We start from the raw sequence: 22,351 nt of genomic DNA, 5'->3' as shown, positions 1-22,351 counted from the left end.
GCCCCTACCGGTATGAGTTCTTTAGACTGCGCGGCCTGACTTCAAGGAGTAACTGATGCTCGCTAGATTATTCTGTGTACTGGCATTGTTGAGTGCATCCAGCACCGCCCTCGCCGCTGCGGCATGGGTAGATGACAGTATTTATGTGCCGATTCGTGCCGCCGCCAATCCCAGCGGCCGCATCCTGCACCGCGGGATTAAAAGTGGCACCCGCATTGAATTTTTTGGTTTCGAGGGTGACTGGGCGAAGATTCGCTATGGCGATACCGAGGGCTATATTGGCAAGCAGTACCTGAGCCAGAGCCCTACCGCCGAGATTCGCCTGGAGCGCGCCACCCAGGCCAGCGAAAAGGCCAAGGCGGAAGTGGCCAAACTGCGCACCCAGCTTGCTGAGGTCAAAGGTGAGCGAGATGCCCTGTCCGAGCAATCCAGCGAGCTGAAAAACTCCCTGAGCTCACGCAGCAATGAGCTGGAGCAGCTTCAGGAAGTTGCCTCTGATCCGATCCGCCTGGACCAGGCCAACCGTCGCCTCAATGAAGAATTGAGCCTGCTGCGTTCCGAGCTGGATCAGGTCAAGGGCGAGAACGTGATGCTGCGCAACAACAACACTTCCCAGCAGTGGATTACCGGCGTGGGTATTCTGGTCATCGGCCTGATTGCCGGTGTGCTGATGCGCTCGCGCTCAGGCCGTCGCCAGCGAGGCGGCTGGGCCAACTAATCCGGTGCGGCCCGGGCACAGACCCGGGTCGCCACCCCTCTCCCCGCTTCCACCTTCCTCTATTCTGGATACTCCCACACGGGCAAACCTGCCTGAACCTCCAGCCTCAGCACAATCCCGGTAATGCCCTCGTAGCCCAGTGAACGGGGCCAGAACACATAGGGTTCGATTTCATAAAAAAACCAGGGGCGCCAGACGCTGCGCCGAAAACGCACACTGGTGCGCCAGGTTTCGATGGCCGCTACAGGGTCGGTAAAGCCGTCAAAGCCCACCGAATAGCCTATCCCGGATTGCTTGCCCAGGCGGGTATAGAGGCTGACCCTTTGATTGAAATACCAATCCCGGTTAAGCGCGTTATTCTCTTCGGTCAGCTCGTATTCACTACTGAAACGAATGGTCGAGAGCTGTGTCAGCGGGCGATCCAGCTCGAACAGGGAGTTGATGCCAAACCCTTCCGGGTCCTCCCAGTAGCCTTTCTGGGTAAACCGGAAATAGCTTTTGCCTCCCGGCAAGGGCGTATACCAGCGATAACGGGCCCGCAGAAAGGTCGTGAACTCAGAGCGCACCCCCGCATCCAGATCCAGGTTCATGCGGTCTGGCATTTTGGTCACCCAGCGTAACGCGGTGCGGAAACCACCGGAATCATTGCCCACATCTTCCGGGCGACTATCCAGATCATTACGCAGCTCATCATCAACATCATCGTCATTCTGAAAAAGCAGGCTCAGCCGTTCCTGTGCGTTAGGCAGCTCGACTCTGGCGCGCACCTTTACCTCGCTGCCATCGTCGTCGTTATCCTGCCAACGGCTGGCGCCGATAATGCGAAGCTGGGTGCCGGGTTGTTCTGTATCAATCTCATTGGGGCCGATGAAGAAGCCATCGACCCAGCGGGTGGGGCCACACACGGTCCGGGACATCCAGTCATGGGTCCTGTCCACCCACCCGGCCTCACCGGAAAGATGTCCACAGGGGTTGGGATGAAACGGCCTGGGCGGCCCTTCCAGGTCTGTGTCGAGGGCGTTATCCGTGGCGGTCGTCGCTTGCTCACCGGAAACCGTCGCATTGGGCGCCCGGTCATTTTCACTGGGCGTTTGCGGGGCGCTCCGGGCGTAACCCGGCAGCAGCAGTCCGGATACCGAACACACAAGTAATAAGCCCAACAAACATCGTTCCACAGTGCGCATCCCTGCAGCATAACGGCATGAAATCATTTGCGGAATCCTGCAATGATAAACGGCAATCTGACCGAAACGGACACGGGACAAGGCGTTTACCTTTGGGTAGCATGCCCGTTTACGTTGACTGAACGAATCGCGCTATGACCATTTGGCACAAGATCCGGGGCGCCCTCGCCCTGCTAGGCATGCTGATCAACACCCTGCTCCTCTGTCTGCCGCTTTACGCCTTCGCCCTGCTGCGGCTGGTGCTCCGATTTGAGAAGGCGCAAGTCGTTCTGTCCCGAATCCTGGTCATCATTGCGGAAACCTGGATTGGCAATAACAACGCCATCATTGCCCTGACCAGCCAGATCAAATGGCGCATCAGCGGCATGGACACACTGAGCAAAGACCAATGGTACCTGGTGACCTGCAATCACCAATCCTGGGCAGACATTCTGGTGCTGCAGCGCATCTCCAACCGCCGCATCCCGTTCCTCAAGTTTTTCCTGAAACAGGAGCTGATCAAAGTCCCGCTGTTGGGGCTGGCCTGGTGGGCGCTGGATTTCCCCTTCATGAAGCGCTACACCAAGGCCGAACTGGAAAAGACCCCTTCGCTGAAGGGCAAGGATCTGGAAACCACCCGCAAGGCCTGTGAGAAATTTGCCTACTTTCCGACCTCGGTGATGAATTTCTTTGAAGGCACCCGCTTTGACGCGCAAAAGCACGCCAAACAAGGCTCACCGTATAAGCATCTGCTGAAACCCAAGGCTGGTGGTGCCGCCTTTACCCTGAATGCCATGTCCGGGCATTTGCGAAATCTGCTTGATGTGACCATTATCTATCCCCCGGGCACACCTCGCTCGCTTATGGCCTTTCTTGGTGGTGCCATGGACGAGGTGGAAATCGTTGTGCAGCAACGTGTTATTCCGGCCTGGGCCTCAGAGGGCAACTACGAAGACGACGCGGAGTTCCGCGCCCGTTTTCAGCAATGGATTGGCGAACTCTGGGCAGACAAGGACGCATTACTCGACAAAAAGAACGCAACACGCAACACGCAGCACGGCACACGCTAACTTTACTGCCACCCGGGTTTCGTTCACCCGCATGCAGGCGTGAGTCGTGTTGCGTGCGGACGCATTTGGAACCTTGTTATGTTTGGCCGATTCCTGAAACCCCGCTGGCAACACGCCAACCCCGATATTCGCCTCAAAGCCGTTGAGCAACTGGATCTTTGCGAAGACGCGACCCTGCTGAATCAGCTGGCGCGGGGGGATGCCAGCGCGTTGGTACGCGCCGCTGCCACCGGGCGCCTCACCGACTTTGCTGCGCTGGACGAAGTCCACCAGCGCGATGAAGCGCCCTCCGTTCGCGAAGCCGCCTCCATGCGCATCATGGCCCTGCTGGCCGGCACCACCGATGACGCTCCCAATAGCGACACCCGCCTGCGCCTGATTCGACTCACGGGTAACGAAAACGCACTTGCCCATGTGGCCAGCCACAGCCCGGATATGCACAGCCGCATGGCCGCCATTGAGCGTCTCAAGGATGAGGGCGTGCTTTATCAGCTGGCACTGGATGCCCCCACTGAAGCGCTGCGTGTCGCCTCGGTACAAAATATCACCTCCCTTTCCCTGCTGAAGCGTTTAGGAAAGGAAGGTCGCGACAAGCGCGTCACCCGCCTGGCACGTGACCAGGCCCGAGCGCTACAACAACAGCAGCAACAGAATGAACAGGAAACCGCCAAGGTCTATCATCTCGCGGACCGCCTCGAACAGCACGCGCGCCGCCGCGTGGACGCTCTGTACGGCCCTCAGCTGGAGCAGCTGGAGCAGCAGTGGCAACAACTGACACGCCAGGCAACACCGGATCTGGCCTCCCGTGTGCAGCAAGCACTTCACCAGTGCCGCAATCAGCTGACCGAGTTGCAGGAACAGACACGGCAGCAAGCATTGGCAGAAACCGCAAAAGCCGAACGGGAAGCAGCAGCGCACAGTCTGTATCAGCTTTTGAGTCAGGCGACACCGGAAACCTGGGATCATCAGCTGGGTGAAATGCGCTCCGCCCTGGCCACCCAGCGCCGCCGCTGGGATAGCGCCGATGAGCAGTCGCAGGCCTTGGATGAAGACCGACTGGCTTTCAGCGACCTGGTAACAGCCTTTGAGCAGCTGCTGGCCCTGGCGGCCGATATCAATGCGGCGGAGTCACCGGACGTGCTCACCGAGCTGGCCGAGCGCTGGCCCGACGAATATCAGCCCCCCTCGGCGTTGTTGGCGCTACGTAGCCAAAAGGCAGAAGCCGCTGATGCAAACACGACCAAAGAAACCCGACCGTCACAACCTGCCCAGCCCCATCGGGGGCTACTGGTTGCCCTGAAGCGAGAGCTCCGCCAGGGCAATCTGCGCCATGCCAATCGCCTTTGGCACAAGGCTCAATCCATCATCGAGAGCGACGGTGATGCCCTCCTCGACGCCGAACTGGCCAAGCTTGCGCCGCGCCGCGCTGAACTGCAGGACTGGCACCGTTTTGCTGCGGAGCCCAAAAAAGTGGCGTTGTGCGAAAGCATGGAAGCACTTAAGGACACCAGCATGGACGCGCCAGAATTGGCCACGGCCATCCAGGCGCTCCATGACGAATGGCGCGCCCTGATGAGTTCGGACCAGGGCGAGGATCAGGCTCTATGGGCACGCTTCAAGGAGGCTTCCGATCAGGCCTATGAGCCTTGCCATGCACACTTTGCCGAACTGGACGCCATCAAGGCCCGCAACCTGGAAAAGCGCCGGGCGCTGTGCCAGCAACTGGAAGGCTTTATCGCCGCCGAAAACTGGGAAACGGCTGACTGGCACGGTGTCTGGCAAATTCGTCAACAGGCCCCGAAAGACTGGAAAGCCCTGCACCCGATCCGGTTCACCGACGGGCGGGATGTGCAGAAACACTTCTCATCCCTGCTCACCCAGCTCGACGAACAATTGAATGGTTATATTGAAAAAGCCGAGAGCGAGCGCCAGCAATTGCTGGACCAGGCCCGTGCCCTAACGGAACTGGACGATGCCCAGCACGCCACCCGCGAAGCACAGGCGATCCAGAAGCGCTGGCGGCAATCCGCCTGGCTGCCGCCGGGTCAGCACCGTGCGCTTCAGAAACCGTTCCGCAAAACCATGGATGCGCTGTTCGATGCCCGCAATCGGGATATCGCTGCCCGGCGCGAGCAGCAGGCTGAAGCCAGCCAGAGGCTAGCGACACACATTGAGGCGCTGGAGGCGTCTCTGGCGCAGCCGTTCAGCGATGACACGGCTAACAGCCTGCGCAATGCAGCGGCTACAGTGGACGAACACCTGGATGGCAATCAGCCCCAGCCGCTGGCTCGCAAAGCGCAGCAGCTGAAGCGGCGTGCCAGCGAGCGGCTCCAACAACTCAGTCGCTGGCAACAGTGGCAGCAGCTCCGTGACGCGGTTGCAGCCCTGCCAGAAAGTGCCGGATCGCCAGACGAGCCAGACAGTGACACAAATGCTGACGCCGCCCTGACCCTGGCCGTGGCCTTTGAAGCCCTCGCCGGCGTGCCCAGCCCGGAACCGGAGCGCCAGCGCCGCCTGCAATGGCAGCTAGAGCAACTCCCCAGTGCCATGAAGCAGCAGCAGTTTGATGCCCGTGAAGAAATGCAGCGGCTTCTCAAACAGCACCAGGCACCCGTGTCCGCCGCGGTCAAAGCACGGCTGGACAGCGCCATCGCGGTTCTAGAGCCCGGCAATGCGTAATCTGCTCTCGCGCTTTACGCGCTCGCCGAAAGGCCTGCAATGGTTCCTGAACCTGTACGGCCCCTACCTGGGCGCCGGTGTTCGTGTGGACTATCTGGCAGATGACTTTCGCGAACTGAATGTCTCCATGGGGCTGCACTGGTACAACCGGAACTATGTAGGCACCCATTTCGGGGGAAGCCTCTATTCCATGGTGGACCCGTTCTACATGCTGATGGTGATGACCGTTCTCGGTCGCGACTACGTGGTGTGGGACAAGGCGGCGGATATCGAATTTGTCCGCCCCGGCAAGAGCCGGGTCTTCGCCCATTTTCAGCTCACCGATGCCATGATCGACGATATCCGCACGAATACCGATGGGGGTGAAAAATACCTGCCGTGCTGGCCAGTCAACATCGTGGATGGCGATGGCAACCGCGTTGCGGTGGTCAACAAGACGCTCTACATCCGCCGCAAGCCCACGTAGTGCCCTCTCTACCGCAAAACTGGCTTCATTACTGCCCGAACCCGGAGCTGTTTTCCAGGAAACGAAGCTCTTCCGCGGTGCTGTCCCGACCCAGTGCGCGATTGCGATGAGGGAAACGACCGAATTGCTGAATGATCTGCAGGTGTTCCCGCGCAGATTTCAGAGAGCTGTCCACATGACCGGCCAATGTTTCCGGTGCCTCGGCTTTGATCACTTCCAGTGCAGACAGACATTGCTGCTGCAAATCCTCGTCTTCGGCATGCATTAACGGCATGACAAAGAAAACCTGCCCGCATAGCGGCAGCTTGCTGTGCATCTGCCGTGACAGCCCTTCGATGGCCAACGTAGCCGCTCGGTGATCGCCACTGAAAGCCTGCGACTGTCCGCGGTAGATGTTGCGAGTGAACTGGTCCAGCAACAGTATCAACGCCAGCCGACCCTGGGGGTTTCTCTCCCAATCCACCAGCTCCTGTTGCAGCGCCGCATCCACCAGCACACCGAAGCGATGCTCAATGTCCGCGTCGTCTCCAGCCGTAGCCGCAAACCACCGCTTGGCCATATTGTCCGATGGCCAACCCTGCGCCATGCCATCCTTAAACCAGTAATCCAGTATTTCCTGCCACGACGGGCCTAAATCAAACATCGACTTTTACTCGGTTTTATTTACTGATCGCCCTTGACCTCACAGCGCTTCGGCAGTTGCGGCTCTATCACTGACAAGGCGGTATCCAGCAACAGCGGCTGGGCATCAATGGTGGGGTGGATGCCGTCATCCTGCACCCAGCCTTGCTCAATCACGCCATCCAGAAAAAACGGTACCCAGGGGGTGGATGTGGATTGCGCAACGTCACGAAATTGTTGCTCGAACAAGGCCGTGTACTGCTGACCGTAATTGGGCGGAATGCGCATGCCCAACAGCACCGCGGTGGCCCCCGCTTCCCGCGACAGCATGACTATTTGCTCCAGATTGCTGGCCATGGCCATGGGCGAGAGGCCGCGCAAACCATCGTTGCCGCCCAGTTCGATGACCACCAGCTCCGGCTGATGGCGTGCCAACAGCGCCGGCAAACGTGTTTTGCCGCCAGCGGTGGTTTCACCGCTAACCGATGCATTGATGACGGGATAATCCGGGCACCTTTCTTGCAACTGCTGGTCCATAAGTGCAACCCAGCCGGCTGACTTTTCAATGCCGTAGGCAGCACTGATACTATCGCCCAGTATCAGCACACCGCTGGCGTGAACCGATACCGTCAGGCACAACAATTGAACCAGTAGAAGATATCTTGCCATGAATACAGCGTCTCCCGTTTTGCTTGCCCACAATGTCAGTAAGCGCGTTCAAGGCCCGGAGGGTGGGCTCGATTTGCTGCAGGATATCACGCTTGAAGTGAATGCCGGTGACAGCCTGGCCATTACCGGCCCCTCCGGTTCCGGCAAATCCACCTTGTTGTCACTGCTGGCCGGTCTTGATGTGCCCACCGCCGGCGACGTGAAGCTGAATGGGGCTTCGTTCAGCCAGACCAATGAAGATGAACGGGCGCGGTTGCGCGGCGAACAGTGCGGCTTTGTGTTTCAGCACTTCCAGCTGATCAACGATCTCACCGCCCTGGAAAATGTCATGCTGCCGCTGGAAATTCTCAACCGGGAGAAGCGCCGGGAGCAGGCCATGCACTGGCTGGAACAGGTGGGCCTGGGGCGTCGACAGCATCACTTCCCGGCACAGCTTTCCGGTGGCGAGCAGCAGCGCGTTGCCCTTGCGCGGGCCTTTGTGGTGTCACCCGCCCTGCTGTTTGCTGATGAGCCCACCGGCAGTCTGGATTTCGCTAACGGTGAACACGTGGCCGACCTGCTGTTCTCGCTGAACGCGGAGCAAAAAACCGCGCTGGTGCTGGTCACCCATGACCCGCAGCTGGCCGGTCGCTGCCAGCGCTCCGTCTCTCTGACGGAGGGCCGCCTCAGTGTTTAAACCCTGGCGATCCCCCGCGTTTCGGGTTCAGGCCCTGGCCTTGCTGGTGGCTGCCTTTGCCATGACTGCCATGCTGATTCTGCGTGACAGCGTGGACCAGCGATTTAATCAACGCACCGCCGTGGCCTTGGGGGCTGACTGGATTCTGGAAGGCACCCGCTTCCCGGAAGCCGCTCAGCAACAGGCCGTTGCCGATTTATCCCATGCCGAGGCAGCCAGCTTTGCCAGCGTGCTGATCAATGAAGACCAGTTTTTGCTGGCCAGCATTCGTGCGTTGTCCGGCGGCTACCCGCTTTATGGTGAGCTATCGGTCAGCGACTCCCGTTTCAGCGACCCTTACGCCGTGGACCATGGCCCCGCATCGGGAACGGTCTGGCTGGCCGGTCAGGCGCTGGACCGGCTGGGTCTGAAAACCGGCGAATTCATCACGCTCGGGGAGCGTAGCTTGCTGATCGACAAGGTGCTGGTACAGGAGCCGGACCAACAGGCGGGCTTCTACAGCATGAATCCCCGCGCCCTTATACATCTCTCTGACCTGGAGAGCACCGGCGTCCTTGGCCCGGGGAGCCGCTATCGGCACCACCTTATGGTCGCCGCGAATGCAGAACAGCGCAGCCATCTGGATGAAGTGCTTAGCGCCACCCTGCGTCCGGACCAGTCCATCGAAACCGTCGCCACCACCGACTTGCGTAGCCGTGGCCCGGTGGAGCAAATGTTCCTGTGGTCGCAATTGGCGGTCATGCTGGTCGTGCTACTGTGCGCCGCCGCCATTTACCTCACCGCCAGCCATCGTGCACGGCAACAGCAAACATTATGTGCCGTGATGAAAACCGTGGGCGCCCGGCAGCAACAGATCGTCAGGCGACTGCTGGGTGGTGATGTGCTTGCGCTGTTGTTGCCGATTGTTGCCGGTGTCGCGCTTGCGGTGTTGGTGGGCTGGCAACTCTCCGCGTTGCTCGGTGCGGAACAGCTATTCATGGCGCCGATCATCTGGGGGCTAGCGGGGCCGATTCTGCTCTGGCTGGGCTTTGCCGCACCCACGCTGTGGGTCAGCCTGTCACTGCCCGCCACCGCACTACTCAGTGGGCGTGAAGCGCCGACCCGGCTGGGACGGCGGGTTTTGCTCATCGCCATTATTACCCCTATTCCCCTGGCCGCCATCATGACCGGCTCACTGGCCGCGCTGTGGCCGCTATTGCTGCTCACCCTGGCGGTCTCCCTAGGGCTGCCGATGATTTTGTGGCCGCTGGTGCAGCTGCTGGATCGTTTCAGTACGCGCCTGAGCCTGCCTGCCCGGCTGGCCCTGCGCCGCCTGAGTCGCCGCAAGGCAACCACCCTGCCCTTGTTGGCGGCGCTGATCATTTCCCTGACGGTGCTTTCCCTGTCGGTGCAAACCGGCCGGGAGTTGCTGGGCGACTGGCGGGCAACACTCCCGGAACAAGCGCCCAACTATTTTGTGATCAATCTTTTTGATCAGGATCTGGACGCCTTCAATGACTGGCTTGCTGCACACAATAGCGAGTCGCAACCACTCTATCCGGTGGTTCGGGCCAGGCTCACCGCCATTAACGACGAACCCGTGCGCAGCGCCGTTACCAAGGAAGAAGACCGAGCGGAGCGCGCCCTGAACCGGGACCTGTCTCTCACCGAAGCGGATGCCCTCCCGGACAGCAACATCCTCACCGAAGGTCGCTGGGCCAGCGGCCCTCAGGAAGTTACTGTGGAAAGCAAACTGGCGGACTCGCTGGGACTCAAGCTTGGGGACTCGCTTACCTTCACCGGCGCTGGCCCGGCAATCAGTGCCACCGTGGTGGGATTGCGAGAGGTGGACTGGGAAAGCTTTGCTCCCAATTTTTATTTTATCTTTTCCCCCGACACCCTGAAGAGCCAGGGGCGGACCTGGATCACCAGCTTTTTCCTTCCTGAAAATCAACAGGGCGAGCTGGGCGAACTGGTGCAGCAATTTCCGCAAATCAGCCTGCTGGACGTGAACGCCATCCTGGCCACGCTGCAGGACATTATTGCCCAGGCGAGCCGAGCAGCCTTTGTGGTCGGTGTCCTGTTATTGCTCGCGGCCCTGCTGGTGCTGATGGCCGCTCTGCTGGCCATGACCGACGCCCTGCGCCGGGACAACCGCTTGCTGATCGTTATCGGCGGGCGCCGTGCCTTGCTGCGCAAAACCGCGGCCTTGCAGGCGTTCTACCTGTTCGGCGGAGCCGCACTGCTGGCCAACCTGATCCATCTGGCAGCGCTGATCCCGCTTGGGGCGCGCCTGTTCGACAGTCAGTTGCCATTGAGCGGCTGGCTGTTACTGCCGTGGGCCGTGGCCGGACTGGTCACGGTGGCCGCCCTGCTGGCGCCACCGTTGATGCCGAAAGGCTCAGGCCTGTCGGCGAGCCAATAGGGAAAATGCCACCCAGGCCGCCACGCTGCTGGCGGCCATCAAACCGGTCATGGGCAGCGTGCTGCCGTCGTGGAGCATGCCCAACACGGTCCCGATCAGCCCGGCCAGCAGGAACTGCAACGCACCGTTCAGGCCGGTGGCGGCGCCGCTGTCCCGATCAAACAGGTTGAGAAAGCTGGCGATGCCATTGGGCATGATCAGCGCCACCATGCCCGCCGCGATCATGATCAGCGGCACTACCAGCCACAGGGTCAGCATCCCGGCGAGGGTCAGTCCCAGCATGGCCGCGCAGGCCATCACCTGCAGCGTCAGCGCCACCTGCATGATCGCGGCACTGGAATACCGGCGCAGCAGCAAGACGTTCAAGCGGTTCATGCCCAGCATGGTCACCACGTTGGCGCCGAAATACAGCGGGAACTGTTCCGGGCTGATACCGAAGTATTCCATGTAGAGAAACGCCGCATCGGTAATGAAGGTGAACATGGCGGCAAATGCCAGGGCGTTGGCCAGAATAAACCCCATGGCCTGACGGTTTCGCAGCACCCGGCCGTAGGCCAGAAACATGCGCTGGCGCAGCGGTTCGCTACTCGGCTTCACCGCCACGGTGGGCAGCAAAAAACGCACAATACCGAACAGCATGAACCCGTACATCGCCAGCATGTAGAAAATGCTTTGCCAGCCAAACAGCTTGAGCAGCAGTGCACCGACTGCCGGCGCGACCAGAGGCGCCACCAGCATCACCAGGCCAATGGTGGTCATCACCCTGGCGGCTTCCTTGCCGGTAAAGTGGTCCCGCACCGATGCCGCCGCGATAACCACCGTGGCGCCCCCGCCCAGGGCCTGCAAAAACCGCAGCATGTAGAGCATATCGATAGTCGAAGACAACGGGATGCTCAGGCAGCCGAGGATAAACAGGGTCAGGCCCACATAGGCCACCGGCTTGCGCCCGAACTGGTCTGACAGTGGCCCGCCCAGCCACTGGCCTGCCGCCACCCCCAGCACATAGACACTCACCGACACTTCAACCGCATGGATTTCAACGGAGAAATGGCCGGACATGGCCAACAAGGCGGGAAGGTAGGTATCGATGGCTAGCGGCCCCAATGCCACCAGCGTGGCGAGCAGCAATGCCAAACGGCCGGGAGACAGATTTTGCATGGAAGATCCTGGTGCTGGTCCGCGAGTGCAGGTTGTCTCGCCTCGCGCGACCGGATTGGGAATGATGCACAGGGTGGCTGGGGGCCCCAGAACAGCATCAACGATGCCGGGAATTACACCTCCAGGAGCGCAATCGCCCGGAATGGTACCGCAATGCCCAGCCCCTTTCAGTTACTTTATGAACCCAATTCATTTTCTTTGAATAAAAAGCCGAAAAAACGAGTTGCGGCGCAGCTGGTGGGCTGTGACTATTACCCGGCTCAGCAGGTAGCCCGCCCGACGCACCGTGCCGGAATACACGTTTACCGACACCGGCAATCATGCATAATGCGGCTTACCTCGTGGCAGCATGGCCGGCAGCGATATGCGCCTGCCCTGTTGGCACCGTCAATACCCCGTCTCGCCGGCCCATGGATAAGCGCTCGTCAGATGTGGATTTCGTTTCATCACCTAGGAACTTCATGGATTTAAGCGTCCCTTTCCAGTTAGCCATCATCACCGTGGTTGCGTTCGCCTGCCAGTGGCTATCCTGGAGAATCAAGCTCCCCGCCATTTTGCCGTTGCTGCTTACCGGCCTTGCCCTTGGCCCGTTTTTCGACGTACTGCAACCCAAGGAGTTGTTCGGCGACCTGCTGCTTCCCGGTGTCTCTCTGGCGGTATCCATTATCCTGTTCGAAGGCGCGATGACCCTGCGCTTCGATGAAATTCGTGGGCTGGAAAAAACGGTGCGCCGGCTGGTCACCTGGGGTGCCTTGGTGACCTGGAGTATCGTGACGGTTTCCGCCTGGTGGGTGCTGAAGCTGCCGCTCGGGCTGGCTTTGCTGTTCGGTGCCCTGGTGGTGGTGACCGGCCCGACCGTAATTGTTCCCCTGTTGCGTAGCGTGCGGCCGGTAAGCAGCGTGGCGCGACTGCTGCGCTGGGAAGGGATCGTGATCGACCCGCTGGGGGCGATTTTCGCGGTACTGGCCTACGAGCTGGTGGTGGCGAGCGGTCAGGATGGTGCGGTGCTTCATACGCTCTGGCTGTTCATTCAGACCATTGGTGTGGGCGCCGCAATTGGTGCTGTGGTGGCGTTCGGGCTTGCTGAGCTGTTACGTCGCCACCTGATCCCCGAATATCTGCGCAGTTTTCTGGTGCTGTCATCGATCATCGGTGAATTCGTTCTGGCCAACGGCCTGAGTGAGGAATCCGGGCTGGTTGCGGTTACCGTCACCGGTATCGTGCTCGCCAACCGCAAAGGCGTGCGTACCGACGACATTCTCCACTTCAAGGAGAACCTGTCCGTCATGCTGATTTCCGGCCTCTTTATCGTGCTGGCGGCCCGGTTGGAAATGAGCGAACTGAGTCAGCTTGGGCTCACCGCTCTGGCGGTACTGGCGATCATCCAGTTCGTGGCGCGCCCCCTGTCGGTTTGGGTATCCACATTGGGCTCATCGCTAAACTGGCGAGAGAAGTCCCTGCTCGCCTGGATTGCTCCGCGCGGCATTGTTGCCGCGGCAATCTCCGCCCTGTTTGCCGAACGCTTGCAGCAAAACGGTGTGCCCGGAGCAGAAAAACTGGTGCCGCTCACCTTTATGGTGATTATCGGCACGGTGGCGTTGCAGAGCCTCACCGCTCGGCCTCTAGCCCGCCTGCTGAAAGTGGCGGAACCTGCCGCACGCGGCTTCCTGATCATCGGCGCCAACCCGGTGGCCCGGGCCATTGGTGCGGCCTTGCAGAAAAACCAATACCCGGTGGTCGTCACCGATTCCAGCTGGGAATCCATTCGCTCTGCCCGGATGGAGGGGCTGGGGACGTTCTACGGCAACCCGGTATCACAGCATGCGGATCAATATCTGGATCTGGTGGGCTATGGCAAGTTGTTGGGCCTCAGCCCCCGCCGTGAACTTAATACCATGGCGACCATGCGCTATCGGCTGGAATTCGGGGAGCAGAACATTTTCAGCCTGCCCACCCAGAAGACGGAAAAGGAAGTGAAGCATGAAGTGGCGCCGGAGCACCGTGGTGCCACCCTGTTTGCGCCGGATATGACCTATGCACGGCTGGCCAGCCTGCTCAGCCAGGGGGCGGAAATCCGTAAAACACGCCTCACCGAAGAGTTCAGTTTCCAGGCCTACAAGGAAGCGCCGGGGCGCCAGGTCTGGCCACTATTTGCTATTGATGCCCGCGAGCGCATCCATGTGTTCTCCGCAGAAGAACAGCCCGACCCCAAGGCCGGCTGGCATATTCTTGGGCTGGTGAAAGAAGACGCCGCCAAGGAAGAAAAGAAAGCTGAAGCCCGTGCGGAAGCCGCCGCCGAGAAAACCGCCGCGGAAAACAAAGCGGACAGCAAAGCAGAAGGAAAAACCGGGAAAACTGACGACAAATCCAACAAGGACAAGTCCGGGTCAGCCACCACGGGTAAAGAGAAAGGAAACCCACAGAAAGCGCCAAGCGCATAACGCCCTTTGCAAGTGTGTGCCTGTCGCCAAAAAGGGAGGCGACAGGCGCGTGCTTGCGACTCTTTCTACCACTCGCGCCCCAACGGAATCAGGCGTTTCCAGACAGTCGGCAAGACTCAGCCTGTGTTGCGCTGTTGTTCGGCATCATCACCCACAAACGAATCAATCAGGCCGCATACCCGGCCATCATCCAGTCGGCAATCAGGCGCGCCCTGCCATTCATTCATCGCATCACGCATACGCGTGCTCAACGCCTGCAGTTCGGCAATGCGGGCCTCTACCTGCGTTAACCGGTTTTCAATCAAGGTGCGGACCTGGCCGCAAGGCGTTTCCCCTTCACGGGATGCCTGGGTCAGGGACTGGATGTCGCCCAACGTAAATCCCAGAGAGCGTGCTTTCAGGGCGAAGCGCAACAACCGTAAATCTTCTGCTCCGTAATAGCGGTATCCGTTATGGCTGTCACGGCTCGGTGACAGCAAACCAATATCCGTGTAATGGCGAACGGTTTCAGCGGTGGTATTCCCCTGTTTTGCCAGTTCCGATACACGCATGTGGTTACTCCTGATCAGCGGGCAGTATGGGTGATAGAGAGGTCTGCCCCCACAGCTGCCAGCTTTGTGGCACCGGCCGGCTATGGGCGGCAAAAAACGCCTTTACAGAATCCATGATGGTCGCGACAGACAGCTGCCGGGTCAGCGCGGTACCAAAAGCAGTCTGTTCCGGCGTGTGATTCAGTGTGCATTGCAGCGCCACATCAGCCAGCAACAGCTCATCCTCATGGCGCTGCCAGGCATCACGCAATGGCGCGGCCAGCCAGCCACACTGTTGAAATTCCAGCGCGTACTGCCCTTCCAGCCACCACAGGTAAGCATCATCGCCCAGTGCGCCCAGCAACGCACCATGCTGTTGCCGGTACTGATCCGTGTCGCCACTGGCGATGGCCCGGCGCAACAACCAGATCATCGGCTGTTCGGATTCAAGCTGATGGGTGGCCGCGATGCGCTCACAGGGTTTGCCCAGGCACTGGGTCAGCCACAAGGTCAGGGCTGCGGAGCGCCCTTCAGCAAAATTGGCCACCCGAGCCTCGTTTGGCGACTCGCCGAGTGCCTCCAGAAACGCCTTGCCACTCTCACTCTGCAACCAGCGCCCTTCTTTCAGTAACGCCGTTAGCCGCAGCCCGGAGCTATAGTCGTACCAGTCGGTCAAGGTGTAAGGCGTAGCCGGGGTGCCTTCCAGGCGGAGAAAGCTGATTCCCCCGCCGGGAAAATGCAGCCGTACCCGTGCCGCAAAACGACTGTCGCTTTCATTGAAGCCAGTGATCGCAAAACGGTCGATGGGCTGCGCCTGTACCCAGGGTTTGATGGTCGACGCCGGTAGCGGCACGATATCCTGGCGCTGTAGCAGCACATCCAGTTGGCCCTGCGAGAGATCGGCCCGTAATTGGCTCAGGGTGTTGCTGTTATCGTCACTGTGCGCAGGCAAAGGCAGCAGCAAAGAGGCAAGCAGAGACAGCGTTGAGCACCAGCGGAACATGAACATAAACCGTGAAGACAATGGAGGGAAGACCCTACCACAGGGGATAGCCCGGGCGTGATTAAACCCGAGCCGGATAGCCGGTAATGCGGCGAATGGAACGATATAACGGCGCCAGCCGGGGATATAACTTGCGGTAGACGTCCCGGTACAGGGCGTCATAGTGACGTGCCGGGGCCGCCTCTGGCAGGAAGGTGTCGCCCGGGCGTGTCATTGCTGCCACCGCAGAGGGATAGTCCGGGTGCAGGCCCAAAGCGACAGCCGCATTGATCGCAGCTCCCAGACCGGATGTTTCCGTGGTGTGGGGCCTCACTGCAGGCAAATTGAAGATGTTCGCGGTGATCTGCATGATCGCATCACTTTGCGAGCCACCGCCGGACACGCGCAGGGAGGTGACCGGAATGTGGTTACGCTTTTCCAGCCGCTCTTTTCCCTCGCGCAGGGCATAGGCAATGCCTTCGATAATCGCCCGGTACATGTGAGCGCGGGTGTGTACATCGCCAAACCCGATAATGGCCCCCTTGGCCTCTGGGCCAGGAATGCGCACGCCCGGATTCCAGAATGGCTGCAGCATTAACCCCATGGCGCCCGGCGAAGACTCTTCCAGCAAGGCTTCAAAGAGCGTTTCCGGTGCCACGCCAAGTGTCTCGGCCTGCTGCACTTCCTGTTGCCCGAATTCGCGTTTGAACCAGTTGACCATCCAGTAACCGCGCTGAACGATGATTTCGGAATTATAGCGATCGGGCACGGCGGCACCGTAGGCCGGGACAAAGGTGATCGGCTCCACGTAGCGCGCGTTGCAGGTGTTGAACGTGGCGGTGGTACCGTAACTCAGGTTGCCGATTTCCGGGGTGAACGCGCCCGCCCCCAATACTTCGCAAGCTTTGTCGGCGCCGCAGGCAATCAGGGGCAGCCCTTCAGGGATACCCGTGGCAAGGCTGGCCTGCTCGGTGATCACCCCCAGTGGTTTGCCGGGCACCACCAGCTCCGGCAACTGTTCACGGCGAACCCGCAAGGCCTGCCATTTAAGGTCATGGGGCGGCGCCCAGCAGCGCCCTTTGTAATCGAAAGGAATGTAGCCCACCTGCGACGCAGTACAGTCGCGCAGCTGTCCGGTAAGCTGATAGGTCAGGTAGCCCGACAGCAGCAAAAAGTGTCGGGTTTTCTGCCACAGCGCAGGCTCATCCACGGCCAGCCAGTTGCACTCGGCCTTGGCCTGGAACTGCCGCAGGGTTTCCCCCTGCCCCATCACTGTCACCGGGGCGGCCAGCCACCAGGGCAGCCGGGGGATGGAATCCGTGCGACGCTGGTCCAGCCAGATAATCGCCGGGCGTATCGGTTGCTTGTGTTCATCAAGGCACACCACCGAAGCGCGCTGCGTGGTCAGTGCCACCGCTTTAACCTGATGTTTGAGTGCGCCGTGCTGCTCCCATAGCCCCTGGCAAGCGAGTCCGAGCTGTTCCCAGAAATAGCTGGCATGTTGCTCTGCCTGGCCCGGCTCGTGGGAGAAATAAGGCTCGATATGCTGCTGGTAACGGGCGATCAGCTCGCCGTCGCGATTGAATAGCATGGCACGCACGCTTTGCGTGCCCTGATCCAGCGCCAGTACCAGCGGCTCATCCATCATCCTGCCTGCTTCTCCCGGATCTCGGCCGAAACGTTCGACTCAGCAGCGTCGACAGCAGGTGTGGGCACGCCATAGTAGCGCTGATGAATCTGCCGGTAGCGGATCAGCTCCTTGTCCCAGCGGGTGTCATCCCAGCCCAGGGCCTGTTGGATTTGCGCACGCAATGTCGCCAGCACCGCGATCCCTGCGGCGGGCTTAAGCAGCCCAAGGCGGGTACGACGCAACATCAGATCATCCAGATGCACCACCGATTCATGGGCCAGAATCCACTCAATAAAGGCTGGATTCGTCTGGTCCGCATGCAGAAACGCCTCCACGGCTTCGGGGGCATTCTCGATGGGCTCAAAACCCCGCGCTTTGCTTTTCTGGCTGCGCCGGTGCTCTTTATCGTCAATCAAACCGGTGGCCAACAGCGCATCCAGTGCAATCAACCGAAAGGTAGTGAGCTTGCCGCCGCTGACGGTGACAATGCCATTCTCACCCCAAACCGCATGGTCCCGACGCTCCTTGGACGGATCCACACCCTTGCCTGAGGCGATAACCGGGCGCACCCCCGCGATGGTCGAATAGATGTGTTCACGGGTTACGTTTCGGCCGGGGAACTGGGTATTGATCAGCTTGAGCAGGTAGACCACCTCCCGGTCACTGGCCGCGGCCTCAATATCCATGTCCTGGGGGTGATCCAGGTCCGTGGTGCCCACACAGGTCACCCCTTCCCAGGGAAAGACAAACACCGGCCGGCCATCCTCGGGATGCATCACCGTAAGGCAATCGTTGACCGGTAATACGGCGGGGTCGATAAACAGGTGGCTGCCACGCAATGGCCGCACCCTGGCCTCGGTACCGGAAAAACGATCCGCCCAGGCGCCGGTGGCACTCACCACCGCAGTCGCCTTGAGCGTGGACAGTTCACCACTGACCCGGTCTTCAACGGTAACAGAGAAGCCCTGTTCCCCCTTTTCGCTCCGCTCTGCCTGAACGACACGAGCGTAATTTTGTGCCACCCCGCCATGGCGCGCGCCCTCCAGCAGCGTGCGCATAACCAGGCGGCAATCGTCGGTGAGTGCGTCGGTATAGCACATGGCCCCGGTGAGATCCTGATCCCGCAGCCCGGGCACCCGCTCTAACAATTGCGCCCGATTGAGGTAACGGTGGTCGCGAATACCGGCCAGAAAATCATACAGCCACAACACCGCCTTCATGGGCCAGCGCCCGGGGAATACCCCCTTGCGCAACGGGAAAAGATAGGTCGCCCGCTCTACCAGGCCCGGCAACTCATTGAGCAACCGTTCACGCTCCAGCAGGGAATGGCGTGTCAGGGCAATGTCGCCCTGGGCAATGTAGCGCAAGCCGCCGTGCACCATTTTGGAGGAACGACTGGAGGTACCCCAGGCGAAATCGGTTTGTTCCAGTAGCAACACCCGCTGCCCGCGACGGGCCGCTTCAAGCATGACACCGGCACCCGTGATGCCGCCACCGATGACGATCAGGTCCCATTGCGGCTTGCCCTGTGTGGCGGGTGTGGCCAGTTCTGTCAGCGTGCGGCGTTGGCCGAGCATAAAATTTTCCCTGTTGGTCGTAAGCGAATCGTGCCCGTATCAGTCGTCGATCAAGCAGCCGGGATTCAGGCGATGCAGGGGGTCGAAGTGGTCGACCAGCCGGTTCAGCACCGCCATTCCCTGCTCACCTTTTTCATGGTGCAACCAGGGCGCGTGATCACGACCTACGCCATGCTGGTGACTGATGGTGCCACCGTTCGCCACAATGGCCTCACAGGCTGCCTGCTTCAGCACCCGCCAGCGAGCCAGCGTGGTTTCGTAACTGTCCGCGCAGCGAAACACATAAGTGGTATAGATACTGGAACCTTGCGAGTACAAATGTGACAGGTGCGTAAAGACGTGCACTTGCTCGCCGTCCCCCGCGTTATCACGCACCGCCTGTTCCATGGCAACCATGGCCGGGGTTACCCGGTTCCAGTCCACGGCGGTTTCAAAGGTATCGACCACATAACCGTGCTCCCACAAACCGTGGCGCAGGTACGGTGAGCGGAAACGGGACTCTTCCCACTTTTTCCCCAGCAGGGTACCCACCATGACGCCACCAGCCTGACGGATCCGCTTGCGAGCCTGAGCAAGCACGTGGCGGGCCTGGGCCTTGTCGCCGGTTACCCCGAACGTGATCATGCATTTGCCGTCACCGCAGCCACGCACATTCAGGTAACGATGCAAAATACCGACCAGTTTTTCGTGGCCGGCCAGCATCAGGTGTGTGCGGGTTTCTTCTGCATTGGACAGGCGCAGCATGGAAAGCGGTATCTTCGCCTGGGTCATCTGCCGCACCAGCTCTTTGCCGGTATCCCAGTCGGGGGCGAAGGCCACCTGAAACGTTTCCGTTTCCGGCAAGGGCGTGACCCGCACTTTGACTTCGGTGATCACCCCCATGCGCCCTTCCGAGCCGAGGATGATTTCCCGCAAGTCAGGCCCAGCTGATGAGGCCGGAATGGTAGGAATCGTCAATGTACCTTTGGGCGTTTCCACTCGACCACCAGCAAACATTTGCTCGATGCGGCCATAACGCATGGATTGCTGGCCGCTGGAACGACTGGCCACCCAGCCACCAATGGTGGACAGCTCCCAGGACTGGGGAAAGTGCCCCAGCATGTAGCCCCGCTCACGGAGCTGCTGCTCGACCTTGGGGCCAGGTGTTCCCGCACCAAACGTGGCGATCTGGCTTTGCGTATCCAGATCCATCAACTGGTTCATGGCCGCCAGGCTCAAGGTCAGAACCGGTGCATCGCCATCGGGGGGATTGATATGCCCTGCCACGGACGTACCGCCACCATAGGGAATCACGGTAATGCCCTGGGCCAGCGCCCAATCGAGCAGTTCGCGAACTTCCTCGCTGCTGGAGGGCGTGGCAACCCCATCCGGGAATCGTTCGAACTCGCCGGAGCGCATGGCCAGCCAGTCTGGCAGGCTTTGCCCGCGCGCATGGCGCAGACGGGTTTCCGGGTCTGTCTTCACGCCCGGATGGTCCGGCAACCGGGACGCCGGCACCTGGGCAATCACTGCTGCCATTTCCGCGTCCGGTAGCGGCTCCGCCCGGCCCAGGCGGGACTGAATAAAAGCCAGCCCTGACGGTTTTAACGGATAGTGATTGTTACTGTCACCCCAGCCATTCCAGCGTCGCATGCATACACTCCTTATTTTTCCCCATAGTAGTCCTGACACGCCGGGCTTTCACTGGCGTGGCAGGACATTGCATGGACTATTTGTGACAAAGGAGGATGTGCGAAACAACAGGCAGGGGCAGAGCTGGCGATCAGGTCAGAGCAACCAGCGGCGCCAGCCTTGCTTGCGAGCCATCGCGCGCTCCTGATTCAGAGAATCCAGCATGCCGTCAATTGAGGCCGCGACGGTTTCACGCACCGCCCAGCAGGCCTCTGCATCCCCTTCTCTGCCGGCCCAGGGAGCGGTAGAAATGGGCTCCCCAATCTGGAACCAGAGCGGCTCCGGCTTGGGAATCAAGGTGGGGCCTACGCCCCGACTCAACGGCATAAACATGTCCCCGCCGCGTAATAGCTTGTCGAGCCGCGGGCGCTTCAGCAAAGTACGGCCGAGCCAGGATTGCTGGAAATCGTTACCGTCGACCAGTACCCGGTAGGCTTCGTCACAACCGGCGGAGGCAAACGGAATAATGTCGTAGCCGTGCTCGATGGCCATGCGCGCAAATCCCGTACGTTTCTTCCACACCAACTTGTGCACTTCATCCTTGCGCATGGCCACTTCCCGGGCACCACCGGGAAAGACCAGCACCGGCTGGCCGGCCTGCATCAGCTGTGTGCAATTGTCAGGATTGCCTTCCACCGCCCCCCAGCGTTTCAGCAATGGCCCCCAGCCCGGCACCCGGAAATGCACCCGGTCTCCAAGGGCCCTGGGGAAAACGCCGGTTTGCCGGTACAGCTCCAGCACGAAAAGCGGGGAATCAATCAGGCCGTACAGACCATGATTGCCCACAAACAACGCCGGGCGCTGTGGGTCTACATTGTCGGCACCCAATAACCGGGGAGCAAAATAGTGCCGGGACACAGCCAGCAGCCGGTCCATTGTCGCCAGCGATGGCGGGGAAAAATCCTGAATAGCCAAGCGATATCCTGTAATGATTTGATCAAATTGGGTGCAGTCGTGACGCCGGCACTTTACCAGCTTTTACACTACCGCTATGGTTCATTCAGGCCTAAACCAGTAAAAAAACCAATATGTTATCGAATCCCAAGGAGCTTTCATGAAACGATTTGCCGGGTCACTTGCGCTGGCGAGTGCGATTGCCGTTACGGGCTGCAGCACGGTTAATCCCTATACGGGTGAAAAACAGACCTCCAAAGCCACATCCGGTGCGGCAATTGGTGCGGTAGCGGGTGCCCTGATCGGTATCGCCACCTCAGACAGCGCCAAAGAACGTAAAGAGCGTGCGCTGGCCGGGGCTGGCATCGGTGCGGTTACCGGTGGTGGTGTGGGCTATTACATGGACGTTCAGGAAGCCAAGCTGCGCCAGAAGCTCGAAGGCGCCGGTGTTTCCGTTACCCGTGATGGCGAGAACATCATCCTCAACATGCCGGGCAATCTGACCTTTGCCACCGACAGCACCAATGTGAAGTCTTCTTTCGATCCAGTGCTGGATGCGGTGTCCGAAGTGCTTAATGAATACAAGTCCACCATGATTCAGGTGGCCGGCCACACAGACAGCACTGGCGGCGACCGTTACAACCTGCTGCTGTCCCAGCAACGGGCCCAGGCGGTATCCAACAAGCTGTCTGGCTACGGTGTTGAACAGGTTCGCCTGGACACCGTGGGCTTTGGTGAAACCCAGCCCATTGCCAGCAACAATACGGCCAGCGGCCGGGAACAGAACCGTCGCGTGGAACTGACACTGCTGCCTTACACCAAGTAAGCACAGCAGCGATTCCCGCATGGCGGCGAGCCTAGCTCGCCGCCATTGTTTTACGCTCTCCCCGTTGTTTTAGCCCCGGTTTTTCCCACTACAACTTTTTCCAATACAACCGCAACATTTCGAATGTGCGCCCGCGCCCTTTTCTCCATGCTCCCCGTTAGCTTCATTTCCCTTCA

The 22,351-nt window shown here is 60.1% G+C and carries 18 protein-coding genes; 8 read left to right on the top strand and 10 right to left on the bottom strand.

Annotated features, from left to right (window positions below; translation table 11 throughout):
- Positions 1-55 precede the first annotated feature (55 nt).
- Complete coding sequence (locus F1529_RS13320; protein WP_007150259.1) at positions 56-718, top strand: TIGR04211 family SH3 domain-containing protein; 663 nt, start codon at positions 56-58, stop codon at positions 716-718.
- 59 nt (positions 719-777) lie between these two features.
- Here the strand turns inward: F1529_RS13320 and F1529_RS13315 are convergent, their stop codons facing one another.
- A complete protein-coding gene (locus F1529_RS13315; RefSeq protein WP_230457795.1) occupies positions 778-1,878 on the bottom strand; it encodes a hypothetical protein in 1,101 nt (366 codons plus the stop codon).
- A 158-nt stretch (positions 1,879-2,036) separates the two neighbouring features.
- Here F1529_RS13315 and F1529_RS13310 point away from each other — a divergent pair, with 158 nt between their 5' ends.
- The 3 genes from F1529_RS13310 to F1529_RS13300 all read left to right on the top strand — a co-directional run bounded on the left by F1529_RS13310 (position 2,037) and on the right by F1529_RS13300 (position 6,096).
- Entirely contained in the window at positions 2,037-2,951 is a 915-nt protein-coding gene (locus tag F1529_RS13310) for an acyltransferase (protein WP_155135361.1), read from the top strand.
- Between the two features lie 78 nt (positions 2,952-3,029).
- Positions 3,030-5,630 carry a DUF349 domain-containing protein gene (locus tag F1529_RS13305; protein ID WP_155135359.1) on the top strand — a complete coding sequence of 867 codons (2,601 nt, stop codon included), beginning with the start codon at positions 3,030-3,032 and terminating at the stop codon, positions 5,628-5,630.
- On the top strand, positions 5,623-6,096 hold the full coding sequence (locus F1529_RS13300; RefSeq protein WP_155135357.1) for a DUF4442 domain-containing protein: 474 nt from the start codon (positions 5,623-5,625) through the stop codon (positions 6,094-6,096). The genes F1529_RS13305 and F1529_RS13300 overlap by 8 nt, the downstream gene beginning before the upstream one ends.
- A gap of 28 nt (positions 6,097-6,124) precedes the next feature.
- Here the strand turns inward: F1529_RS13300 and F1529_RS13295 are convergent, their stop codons facing one another.
- On the bottom strand, positions 6,125-6,739 hold the full coding sequence (locus F1529_RS13295) for a DUF924 family protein (RefSeq protein WP_155135355.1): 615 nt from the start codon (positions 6,737-6,739) through the stop codon (positions 6,125-6,127).
- Between the two features lie 20 nt (positions 6,740-6,759).
- Complete coding sequence (locus F1529_RS13290; protein WP_155135353.1) at positions 6,760-7,386, bottom strand: arylesterase; 627 nt, start codon at positions 7,384-7,386, stop codon at positions 6,760-6,762.
- Here F1529_RS13290 and F1529_RS13285 point away from each other — a divergent pair.
- Together F1529_RS13285 and F1529_RS13280 are read left to right on the top strand one after the other, a co-directional pair.
- Positions 7,385-8,062: an ABC transporter ATP-binding protein gene (locus tag F1529_RS13285; protein WP_155135351.1), complete on the top strand. Its 678-nt coding sequence runs from the start codon at positions 7,385-7,387 to the stop codon at positions 8,060-8,062. The two genes, F1529_RS13290 and F1529_RS13285, sit on opposite strands and share 2 nt — an antisense overlap.
- Positions 8,055-10,466, top strand: a complete 2,412-nt coding sequence (locus F1529_RS13280) for an ABC transporter permease (RefSeq protein ID WP_370457023.1) — start codon at positions 8,055-8,057, stop codon at positions 10,464-10,466. The genes F1529_RS13285 and F1529_RS13280 overlap by 8 nt, the downstream gene beginning before the upstream one ends.
- On the opposite strand, the gene F1529_RS13275 is transcribed toward F1529_RS13280, so the two are convergent.
- On the bottom strand, positions 10,443-11,624 hold the full coding sequence (locus F1529_RS13275) for a multidrug effflux MFS transporter (RefSeq protein ID WP_155135349.1): 1,182 nt from the start codon (positions 11,622-11,624) through the stop codon (positions 10,443-10,445). The genes F1529_RS13280 and F1529_RS13275 overlap by 24 nt on opposite strands.
- A gap of 461 nt (positions 11,625-12,085) precedes the next feature.
- On the opposite strand from F1529_RS13275, the gene F1529_RS13270 reads away from it, so the two are divergent.
- On the top strand, positions 12,086-14,065 hold the full coding sequence (locus tag F1529_RS13270; protein ID WP_155135347.1) for a sodium:proton antiporter: 1,980 nt from the start codon (positions 12,086-12,088) through the stop codon (positions 14,063-14,065).
- A gap of 116 nt (positions 14,066-14,181) precedes the next feature.
- Here the strand turns inward: F1529_RS13270 and F1529_RS13265 are convergent, their stop codons facing one another.
- From F1529_RS13265 to F1529_RS13240, 6 genes are all read right to left on the bottom strand, one after another.
- Positions 14,182-14,616, bottom strand: coding sequence for a MerR family transcriptional regulator (locus F1529_RS13265; RefSeq protein WP_155135345.1), 435 nt, complete (start codon positions 14,614-14,616; stop codon positions 14,182-14,184).
- A 4-nt stretch (positions 14,617-14,620) separates the two neighbouring features.
- The gene (locus tag F1529_RS13260) at positions 14,621-15,598 is read right to left on the bottom strand and encodes a hypothetical protein (RefSeq protein WP_230457794.1); all 978 of its coding nucleotides are present in this window, start codon (positions 15,596-15,598) and stop codon (positions 14,621-14,623) included.
- Positions 15,599-15,659: 61 nt separating this feature from the next.
- Positions 15,660-17,222, bottom strand: coding sequence for an FGGY-family carbohydrate kinase (locus F1529_RS13255; protein WP_155137457.1), 1,563 nt, complete (start codon positions 17,220-17,222; stop codon positions 15,660-15,662).
- Positions 17,222-18,784, bottom strand: a complete 1,563-nt coding sequence (locus F1529_RS13250; RefSeq protein WP_155135343.1) for a glycerol-3-phosphate dehydrogenase/oxidase — start codon at positions 18,782-18,784, stop codon at positions 17,222-17,224. The genes F1529_RS13255 and F1529_RS13250 overlap by 1 nt, the downstream gene beginning before the upstream one ends.
- A gap of 39 nt (positions 18,785-18,823) precedes the next feature.
- Positions 18,824-20,416, bottom strand: coding sequence for an FAD-binding oxidoreductase (locus F1529_RS13245; RefSeq protein WP_155135341.1), 1,593 nt, complete (start codon positions 20,414-20,416; stop codon positions 18,824-18,826).
- Between the two features lie 135 nt (positions 20,417-20,551).
- Entirely contained in the window at positions 20,552-21,370 is an 819-nt protein-coding gene (locus F1529_RS13240; RefSeq protein ID WP_155135340.1) for a lysophospholipid acyltransferase family protein, read from the bottom strand.
- 139 nt (positions 21,371-21,509) lie between these two features.
- Here F1529_RS13240 and F1529_RS13235 point away from each other — a divergent pair, with 139 nt between their 5' ends.
- Complete coding sequence (locus F1529_RS13235) at positions 21,510-22,175, top strand: OmpA family protein (protein WP_007150371.1); 666 nt, start codon at positions 21,510-21,512, stop codon at positions 22,173-22,175.
- Positions 22,176-22,351 lie beyond the last annotated feature (176 nt).

Source organism: Alcanivorax sp. VBW004 (assembly GCF_009718865.1).
Lineage (GTDB): Bacteria > Pseudomonadota > Gammaproteobacteria > Pseudomonadales > Alcanivoracaceae > Alcanivorax.
This window is presented reverse-complemented; position numbering and strand designations above follow the sequence as displayed.